7 protein-coding genes and 1 pseudogene are annotated in these 9,942 nt (G+C 67.5%); all 8 read left to right on the plus strand.

What is annotated here, in order from left to right; translation table 11 throughout:
• Nucleotides 1-187 (plus strand): annotated as a pseudogene (locus QZZ33_RS06560) (serine/threonine-protein phosphatase); the annotation flags it as partial.
• Nucleotides 187-1,551, plus strand: coding sequence for an FtsW/RodA/SpoVE family cell cycle protein (locus QZZ33_RS06565; RefSeq protein WP_291378968.1), 1,365 nt, complete (start codon nucleotides 187-189; stop codon nucleotides 1,549-1,551). The pseudogene QZZ33_RS06560 and the gene QZZ33_RS06565, both read left to right, overlap by 1 nt.
• Entirely contained in the window at nucleotides 1,548-3,014 is a 1,467-nt protein-coding gene (locus QZZ33_RS06570) for a penicillin-binding transpeptidase domain-containing protein (RefSeq protein ID WP_291378969.1), read from the plus strand. The genes QZZ33_RS06565 and QZZ33_RS06570 overlap by 4 nt, the downstream gene beginning before the upstream one ends.
• The gene (locus QZZ33_RS06575; RefSeq protein WP_291378970.1) at nucleotides 3,014-3,982 is read left to right on the plus strand and encodes a serine/threonine-protein kinase; all 969 of its coding nucleotides are present in this window, start codon (nucleotides 3,014-3,016) and stop codon (nucleotides 3,980-3,982) included. Before QZZ33_RS06570 ends, QZZ33_RS06575 begins: the two co-directional genes overlap by 1 nt.
• A gap of 56 nt (nucleotides 3,983-4,038) precedes the next feature.
• A complete protein-coding gene (gene pknB / locus QZZ33_RS06580) occupies nucleotides 4,039-6,159 on the plus strand; it encodes a Stk1 family PASTA domain-containing Ser/Thr kinase (RefSeq protein WP_291378971.1) in 2,121 nt (706 codons plus the stop codon).
• Nucleotides 6,160-6,344: 185 nt separating this feature from the next.
• Nucleotides 6,345-7,427 carry a polyprenyl synthetase family protein gene (locus QZZ33_RS06585; RefSeq protein WP_291378972.1) on the plus strand — a complete coding sequence of 361 codons (1,083 nt, stop codon included), beginning with the start codon at nucleotides 6,345-6,347 and terminating at the stop codon, nucleotides 7,425-7,427.
• Nucleotides 7,424-8,332 (plus strand): phytoene/squalene synthase family protein, encoded by a 909-nt coding sequence (locus tag QZZ33_RS06590; protein ID WP_291378973.1) that lies wholly within the window; start codon nucleotides 7,424-7,426, stop codon nucleotides 8,330-8,332. The genes QZZ33_RS06585 and QZZ33_RS06590 overlap by 4 nt, the downstream gene beginning before the upstream one ends.
• Nucleotides 8,329-9,942, plus strand: a 1,614-nt coding sequence (gene crtI, locus QZZ33_RS06595) for a phytoene desaturase family protein (protein WP_291378974.1), incomplete at its 3' end; no start/stop codon positions are given. The genes QZZ33_RS06590 and crtI, both read left to right, overlap by 4 nt.

Below are 9,942 nucleotides of genomic sequence, written 5' to 3' on the forward strand. Positions count from 1 at the left end.
GGTTGCCATCTACCGCGGCATCCCGCAGTCTCTTGGCCCCGTCACGCTGCACCACGTCGTCGAGTCGACCACCGTCTCCGTCGACTCGCTTGCGCCGTACGAGCGGGAACGCGTTGACTCCTCGATCCGCACCTCCGACCTCGACGAGGCGCGCGACATCGTGGCTTCTCTCGAGGACGACGGCTAGTGGCGACGGTCCTCGAGGTCTCCGTGCGCGTGGGGCGCCGGTCGGAGGCCGTCCTGTTGGCGATCGCGTGCGCCATAGCGATCGCCGCGAGGGCGTTCGTGGACGCGAATGCTGGTCCTGGCATCGACGGTTCCCTCGCCGCCTACGCGATGGCAGTTGTCGCCATCGCGACCGCCGCGCACGTGGTGATTCGCCTCAAGGCGCCCGATGCGGACCCCGTCCTGTTGCCCGCCATTCTCGCCCTCAACGGCTTGGGTCTGGCCATGATCCACCGCATCGACCTCGCGTACCTCGACCGCGGCCGCGAGACCCACTTCGCCCAGGCCCAGATGATGTGGGCGGTCATCGGCATCGTGGCAGCGCTCATCGTGGTCGCGGTGCTCCCCGATCACCGGCTGCTACGCCGCTACACGTACACGGCCGGGGCCCTCGGCCTCATAGGGCTGCTGCTTCCCCTCGCTCCTGGCATCGGACTCGAGGTCAATGGGGCGCGCATCTGGGTGTCACTGTTCGGACGCTCCTTGCAGCCAGGGGAGTTTGCCAAGATCGCATTCGTCATCTTCTTCGCCGGGTACCTGGTCTCCCACCGGGATACCCTCGCTCTCGCGGGACCTAAGGTGTTGGGGATTCGCCTGCCTCGGCCGCGCGACCTGGGACCCATCCTCGTCGTGTGGGCCGCCGCGCTCCTTGTCCAGGTCGCCGAACGCGACCTTGGTGCCTCGTTGCTGTTCTTCGGCCTGTTCGTCGCGATGCTCTACATCGCGACTCAACGCATCTCTTGGGTGATCGTCGGCATGGGTTTGTTCGCCGTGGGGGCCGTGATCGCCGGGACCCTCTTCTCTCACGTGGGCGCCCGCTACGACGCGTGGCTGAACGCCCTCGACTTCACCGTTTACGACTCGGGCCGTTCCTACCAACTGGTACAGGGTCTGTTTGGCATGGCCTCTGGAGGCCTGTTCGGCACCGGCCTGGGTGAAGGCTCGCCTGCGCTCGTGCCCTACGCGGAGTCCGACTTCATCATGGCCTCGCTCGGCGAAGAACTCGGACTCACTGGCTTCATGGCCATCCTCGCCCTGTACCTGGTGGTGGTGCAGCGGGCGCTGCGCGCCGCCATCGGCGTGCGCGACGGTTTCGGCAAGCTTGTCGCGGCTGGCCTGGGCTTCGCGATGGCGCTGCAACTGTTCGTCGTGGTCGGTGGCGTGACTCGCGTGATCCCCCTGACCGGCCTCACCACCCCCTTCCTCGCGTATGGCGGATCCTCGATGATCGCCAACTGGCTGGCAATAGCACTGCTGTTGCGCATCTCCGACTTGGCCCGCGCCGGTGCTGCCGACAGTGCCAGAGCGGCACAGGTGGCGGCATGAACGAGCCGATTCGTCGCCTGTCGGTGGTGACCCTGTTGCTGTTCCTGACCCTCATGGTCGCCGCGTCGTGGGTGCAATTCGCAAAGGCGGGAGAGTTGGGAGAGGACCCCCGCAACGTCCGCACGCTGTACCGCCAGTTCGGCTCCTTCAGAGGGCCCATCATCGTGGACGGCCAAGCCGTGGTGCGCTCCGTGCCGGTGGATGACCCCTTCAACTACCAGCGCACGTACACCGACGGCCCGCTGTACGCACCCGTGACCGGCTACTACTCGATCGGCCCCGGCCGCTCGGGCCTGGAGTCCACGCAGAACGCGCTCCTAGACGGCAGCGCCGACGCCCTCTTCTGGACGCGCCTCGGCGAGCTTTTCGCGGGGCAGGAACAGGAAGGCGCCTCGGTCGAGTTGACGATCAAGGCCGACGTGCAGCGCGCGGCGTACGACGCGATGGCGGGCAAGCGGGGTGCCGTCGTGGCGATCGACCCCCGCACGGGGGCCATCCTCGCGATGGTGTCCACGCCGAGTTATGACCCGACCACTTTGGCCGTGCACTCGTCGTCAGAGGCCAACCGCATCTACTCGTCGCTCGTGGCCGACCAGACGGACCCACTCATCAATCGTGCCATCGGCGGGGACACCTACCCGCCGGGGTCGACCTTCAAGCTCATCATCGCGGCGGCAGCGCTCGACTCCGGGTACACGCCAGATACCCTGATCTACGCTCCGCAAGAGTTGGAACTGCCTGGCACCACGGCCACGATCAGCAACTACGGCGGCACACGATGCGGCCCCACCGACAACATCTCGCTCGCGGAGGCGCTCCGGGTATCCTGCAACACCGCCTTTGCTGACCTCGCAATGCGCCTGGGTTGGGGCGTCATCGAGCGCACCGCAGCCAAGTTCGGATGGGGGCAGTCCTTGGAGATCCCCCTCGTAGTGACGCCGTCCCGGCTGCCGGACAGCCCCAACGAGCCTCAGATCGCGCAGTCAGCCATCGGGCAGTTCGACGTGCGCGCCACCCCGCTCCAGATGGCCATGGTGGCCTCCGCCATCGCCAACGATGGCCAACTGATGAAGCCCTACCTGGTTTCCACGGTGCGGTCGCCGGACCTGCGCGTCATCGAGCACACCTCTCCTGAGACGTTGTCCTCATCGCTCAGCAGGGACACGGCCGGCGCGCTCAACGCGATGATGCAAGGGGTGGTCGCTGAAGGGACAGGGAGCAACGCCCGGATCAGCGGCGTCGCCGTGGCCGGCAAGACGGGCACGGCAGAAACCGGCACTGACGCGGCTCCTCACACGTGGTTCGTCGCCTTCGCCCCGGCCGATGATCCAGTGGTGGCTGTGGCTGTTCTGGTCGAGAATGGCGGGGACCTCGGCAACGAGGCGACGGGCGGCAGGGTCTCCGCCCCCATCGCGAGGGCCGTCATTCAGGCAGCGATCGATAGCGCGGCAGGGGGGAGTTGATGCAGATGCAATCGGGCACGACGCTCGGCGGCCGCTACGTGCTGCGCTCCTTGCTCGCGGTGGGCGGCATGGGAGAAGTGTGGCGCGGGGTGGACAGCGAACTGGACCGACCCGTCGCCGTCAAGGTGCTGAAGGAGGAGGCGCAAAGCAACGAGACCTTCCTGAAGCGTTTCCGCAACGAGGCCAAGAACGCCGCCGGACTGATGCACCCCAATATCGCTCAGGTCTTCGACTACGGGGATCAGGCTGGCACCGCCTATCTGGTGATGGAGCTGGTGGAGGGCGAGCCCTTGTCTACCGTGCTCGAGCGTGAACACACCGTGGAGGAGCACCGGCTGGTTCGCATGATGATCGGCACGTGTCAAGGTCTGCACGTCGCGCACCAGGCACAAGTGATGCACCGCGACATCAAGCCGGGCAACCTCCTGATCGAGGGCGAGGATCACGTCAAGATCACCGACTTTGGCGTCTCACGCAGCCACGACCAGACCACGTTGACCGCCACTGGCATGGTCATGGGCACTGCCCAATACCTCGCGCCGGAGCTGGCGCTGGGCAAACCAGCCACCGCTGCATCGGACTTGTACGCGCTGGGAATCATTGCCTACGAGGCGGTGGTGGGAAGACGACCCTTCACCGCATCGTCGCCAGTGGACATCGCCATCGCCCAGGTCAACGAGGCCGTGCCACCAATCCCGTCCACGGTGTCGCCCCCGCTGGCGGCGCTCATCATGGATCTGCTGGAGAAGAACCCCAAGCGTCGACCGCGCACCGCCCTCGAACTGGCGGCCACTCTCAAGGAGCTGCGACTGCCAACCAAGGCTGAAAGGAACGCTCGCGAACGCGGAGCGCCAGAAGCCATTGCCCCCAGAAGAACTGGCCACGCACCCCCACGCGTGATGCCACCATCCATCGCTCCCACACGCTACCGACAGCGTCCCGACGCGCCGTCGAAACGCCATAGCTAGCGGGAATGCCACAATAAGCGCTAGATAACGTGCCCTCCGGGCTACAGGCAAGGAACATGATGAACGACGAACCACAGCTCCTAGCGGGCCGGTACGAGGTCGGCGACCTCATCGGCCGCGGCGGGATGGCCGAGGTCCACATCGGCTATGACACGCGCCTCGGCCGCAACGTCGCCATCAAGATTCTGCGAGCCGACCTCGCACGCGACCCCTCTTTCCAGACCCGCTTTCGCCGCGAAGCTCAGGCGGCAGCCGGGCTCAACCATCCCTCGATCGTGGCCGTGTACGACACCGGCGAGGACCACCGGCCCAGCGAGAGCGGGGCCGTCCAGGCCGTGCCCTACATCGTCATGGAGTACGTCGAGGGTCACACGGTCCGTGACATCCTCAAGGGCGACGTGGCTGCCCCCATCGAAGAGGCCGTCGAGATCACTCTGGGCGTGCTGTCGGGCCTCGAGTACGCGCACCACGCCGGGCTCGTCCACCGCGACATCAAGCCCGCGAACGTGATGCTCACGCCCACCGGCGCCGTCAAGGTCATGGACTTTGGGATTGCCCGCGCACTCGCCGATGTGGGGCAGACGATGACGCAAACTCAGGCCGTCGTCGGCACCGCCCAATACCTCTCGCCCGAACAGGCGCGGGGCGAGAACGTCGACGCTCGCTCCGACCTGTACTCCACCGGTTGCTTGCTGTTCGAACTGCTGACGGGCCGCCCCCCCTTCATGGGCGACTCGCCCGTCTCCGTCGCGTATCAGCACGTGCGAGAAGAAGCACCGCGACCCTCCCAGTTCGCCTCCGACGTTCCTGCCGAGCTTGACGCCGTGGTGGGCAAGGCCCTCCAGAAGGACCGTAACGCCCGCTACTCCACCGCCCAGGAGTTTGCCGCCGACTTGGAGCGCGCCATGGGTGGTAGCCCTGCGCCCGGCACCGGAACCACACCCGTCGGCTCTGCCGCGTGGGGCGTGGGGGCCGCTGGAGTCGCCGCGGCGGGTGCCGCAGCCGGTGCACAGAGCGGTGGCCCCGACGGCTCCGACGCGACCTCGATCATGCCTGCCGACGACGGCGCCTACCCCTACACGCCCGGCACCGGCGCGACAGCGGTCATGCCAGCTGGTGGCGGCTGGGGCTCGGTCATGGGCGGCCCCCCAGGGCCGCCTCCGTCCGTGCGACCCCCCTCCACCGGCACGATCGTCACCGACGAGGAGTTGGTCGAGGACGATCCCCGTCGACGCCTCCTCATCCAGATCGGCATTGCCGCGGCGGCGGTAGTAGGCCTCATCCTCGTCATCTGGGCGCTGTTCTCGATGCTCGGCAACGACGGCGGCGAGCCGGAACCGACCGCCACACTCGTCACGGTGCCGATTCTCGCGGGAGTTGAGCAGGACACCGCCGGGACCCGCCTGACCGCGCTGGGCCTCGAGCCCGTCTTCGAGGAAGAGATGTCGGCAGACGTCGCCGAGGGTCTGGTGATTCGGACCGATCCGCCGGCTGGCGATCAAGTGGACCCAGAGACCGACCCGGAGGTCACGGTCTACGTCTCCACCGGCCCGGATGAGGTCGAGGTGCCTGAGGTGCGGGGCATGACCCGCGAGGACGCCATCACGGACCTCGAGGAGGCCGGGCTGGTGGTCACCACCTTCGAGGAGGACCACGATCCCGACATTGCGGTGGATCGAGCTACCAAGACGGAGCCTGCCGCGGGCCAGGTGGTGGCCCCTGGCACCGAGATCACGCTGTACGTCTCGGATGGAAAGGTCGAACTCCCTGAACTGCGCGGCTCCACCGAGTCGGAGGCGCAGCAGCAACTCATTGAGCTCGGCCTCACCGGCAACGCGGAGGATGTCGAAACGACTGAGGCGGACCCCGGAACCGTGATCGAGCAAGACCCGCTGCCGGGGTTGGTCAATCAGGGCTCTACGGTCACTATCAAGGTCGCACAGGCCCCCACCACCGTCGAGGTTCCCAACGTAGTCGGCATGACCCAGTCGCAAGCGACAAACGCGCTGACCAATGCCGGGCTGCAGACGAACGTGAACGAGGAGAACTCCCTCACCGTGCCTTCTGGCGAGGTGATGTCCCAGAATCCATCGGGAGGCATCAAGGTGGCGGTCGGCACGACAGTCACCATCACGGTCTCGGAAGGGCCACTGCCGACGACGTCCCCGGGACCCTAACTTCGCGGTGGCGAGCATCGTCCCCTCGCGAGGAACCTGGGGCGATGCCCGCGTAGCATAGGTGGTGGAGCAAGGGAGCCGCCCATGCAGTCGTGCGAGCGAGGGTCACCCGAACGCGCACGCGCGCACAGATTGTCCTGCCGCGCGGGAATGACTGCGAGTTCGCCAACGTCTTATCAGGCACTATGACCGCGCTGCTCACGACCGACGCCCTGCAGGAGTACGTCACCGCGCGCCTCGAGGCGGTGCAGGCGACGCTCGATGACCATGTCATCGCCGCGACGGCGGAGTTGCCAGCCGCCGGTCCCGACTACAGGAACTTGTGGCAAACGCTCGGCGTCCAGTTCGGCGGCGGCAAGAACCTTCGCCCCTCCCTCACCCTCGCCGCGTATGCGGGCCTCGGGGGCGAGGATGACGACGCGATCCTGCCCGTGGCCGCCGCCATGGAGATGCTGCACCTGGCGATGCTCGTCCACGACGACGTACTCGACCACGACGAGGTGCGTCGGGGGCGACCCAACGTGGCGGGCACGCGGCGGGCAGAACTCGCTAGCTCTCGGCTCAGCCCCACCCAAGTGGACGATCACGTGCTCGCAGCCGCGCTGCTGGGCGGCGACCTCGCCCTGTCCTCTGCCTACGACCTCATCTCGCGTGCGCCCCTGCCAGCTCACCACCGGCTGGCGTGCCTCGACCTGGTCACCAGGGCCATTCGCACCACGATCGCTGGCGAACTGCTCGACATGTACGGCGACCTGATCGACCCCGCGGACGCCAATTCGCTGCTGGTCGCGGAACTCAAGACCGCCACCTACTCGTGCGTGGTGCCGCTACGCGCCGGCGCACAGTTGGCGGGCGCCGACCCGACGATGGTGAGCCATATGGAGCGATTGGGGGCCTCCCTGGGATTGTCATTCCAGTTGGTTGACGACGACCTCGGCGTGTTCGGCGACTCGGCCGTGACAGGCAAGTCCGTACTGTCCGACTTGCGCTCCGGCAAGCGCACAGAGTTGCTCAGGCTGGGCTTTCACGGCACGGACGACGCCGGGCGGGAGGTGCTGCGCTCCGCTGTGGGCAACCCCGACCTCGACGAGGAAGGAGCGGCCGCGGTGCGCCGCGTGCTCGTCGAGTCTGGTGCGCGCGCCCGCTCCCTCAAGGTGGCCCGCCAGCATGCGCGCATCGCCAGGCGCATCGCCTCCGAGCGGATCTCCGCGCCATTGTCCGGCTACCTCATCGGGCTGATCGACTCGCTCGAGGAGCGTTCGTCGTGACGGCCTCCGAGCCGGGGGTCGGGGGACGCGTACACCACGACAACGCCACGTCGCTGCGCCTGTATGACGACACGGCCCACGCTGCGGCCGCCGCGGTGTTGGCCCGGTACTCGACCTCCTTTGGGGTCGGCACCAGGCTGCTGACCCCGCCCATGCGCACTCACATCCGGTCGATCTATGCGATGGTGCGCGTCGCGGACGAGATCGTCGACACTTACAGGGGCGAGGACGCGCGTGCGATGCTCGATGGCTTCGAGCGAGACGTCCATTCCGCCCTCGACAGCGCGTTCAGCGCCAACCTCGTGGCGCATGCCTTCTCGTTGAGTGCCCGCCAGGTGGGTATCAGCCGTGACCTCACGGAACCGTTCTTTGCGTCAATGCGCATGGACCTGGACACCGCGGAGCACACTCAGGCCAGCTTTGACCGCTACGTGTACGGCTCGGCAGAGGTCATTGGCGAGATGTGCGTGGCCGTGTTCCTCAACACGGAGACCGGCCCCAGGGAGGTGCCGTCCGAGGTGCGCGAGGGTGCCCGGCGCCTGGGTGCCGCGTATCAGAAGATCAACTTTCTGCGGGACCTTGCGGTGGACGATGGCGAGCTGGGCCGGTCGTACTTTCCCGGCGTGACCGCCGCCAGCCTGAACGACGCCGCACTGGCCACCCTTGTCGACGATTGCCGGGCGGATATTCGCGCCGCGGAGGCATGCCTTCCCGCCCTGCCCCGCCGCGCGCGCATCGGCGTCGCCACCACCATCGACATCTACTCTCGGCTGCTACGCCACATCGAACGCACTCCAGCCCAGAAGCTGTGCACCACGCGCATTCGCGTAGCCAACCCCGTGAAGGCGGCGTACGCCGTGCGCAATGCCTGTCCTGGGATCAACGCCGCGAGGAGGATCGCATGACCATATCGGGTGCGCCGCGGGTCGTCGTCATCGGCGGCGGCATCGGCGGCCTGGCGACGGCGGGACTGCTCGCCAGGGGCGGCGCCACGGTGACGCTGCTGGAACGCCACGCCAGCGTCGGCGGCAGAGCGGGGCTGTGGGAGCACGACGGCTACACGTGGGACACCGGCCCGTCGTGGTACCTCATGCGCGAGGCCTTCGACCAGTTCTTCGCTCTCATGGGCACGTCCTCAGACGCACAACTCGACCTCATCGACCTTGACCCCCGCTACCGGGTGTTCTTCGAGGGCGACGACGCGGAGGGCCCCGGCGAGGTGCTCGATGTGGTGGCCGACCCCGACGCCAACTACGCGCGCTTCAACGAGATGTCGCCTGGCGACGGCGACGCGATGCGCGAGTACGCCAAGGAGTCCCGCGAGCTGTACCAGTTGGCTCTCGACCGCTTCTTGTACACGACCTTCGAACGGGTCGACAAGGTGCCCAACGCCACCGTGCTACGCCGGTTGCCGCTGCTGGCGTCCCTGCTGACCCGCTCCCTTGGCGCCAAGGTCGCGAGCCGGGTGCGGGACGAGCGCCTGCGCAAGATTCTCGGATTCCACGCCGTCTTTCTCGGCTCCTCGCCCGCGCGTACGCCGTCGCTGTTCTCGCTCATGAGTCACCTGGACCTCACGGACGGGGTGCGGTACCCGCGCGGTGGGATGTACCAGGTGATCCGCGCGATCGAGTCGCTCGCAATCGACCACGGCGCCCAGATCAGAACGGGTACGGATGTCACCCGCATCCTGGTGGGCGACGACGGCCTTGCTAGGGGCGTCGAGATCGCCGGGGGCGAGACGATCGAGGCCGACGTGGTGGTCTCCGGGGCCGACATGCACCACACCGAGACCGCGCTCCTGGAGCCCAAGTACCAGTGGCAACCAGAGCGCCGCTGGGCCAAGCGCCAGCCTGGAGTGAGCGCACTGCTCGTGTATGCGGGCGTGCGCGGCGAGCTCCCGGAGCTCGCTCACCACAGCATGTTCTTCTCTCGCGACTGGGAGGCCAATTTCGCCGCGATCGTGGGCGACGGTGCCCTGAAGCCGCCCTTCCCCGCGTCGGTGTACGTGTCGCGCGTGACGGCCACCAATCCAGATGCGGCGCCCGCTGGCCACGAGAACCTCTACATGCTGGTGCCGTTCCCGGCGGACCCTGAGCTGGGTGCCACGCCAGCCAGCCGCGCGCAGTTGGAGGAATACGCGTGGCGCTACCTCGACCAGGTGGCGGCGTGGGCGTCGATTCCAGACCTGCGCGAGCGCACCACCCTGTACCGAGTGACGGCACCTTCCGACTTCGCCACCGAACTCAGCGCATGGCGCGGCACCGCGCTCGGGCTCGAACACACGGTGCGCCAGTCCGCCGCGTTCCGGCCGGGCAACGTCTCGCGCAAGGTGCCCAACCTGATGTACGTGGGGGCATCCACAGTGCCAGGAATCGGCATGCCGATCTGCCTCATCTCCGCTGAGTTGGTGGCCAAGCGACTGCTGGGCGCGACCACCGTGTCGCCACTGCCCACTCCCGCGCCCCCCGGGTTCCTGGCCAGGTCGGTTCGACGCGGGGTGCTGGGCGACATCGCC

It is taken from the genome of Demequina sp., assembly GCF_016278775.1.
In the GTDB taxonomy this organism is placed as follows: domain Bacteria; phylum Actinomycetota; class Actinomycetes; order Actinomycetales; family Demequinaceae; genus Demequina.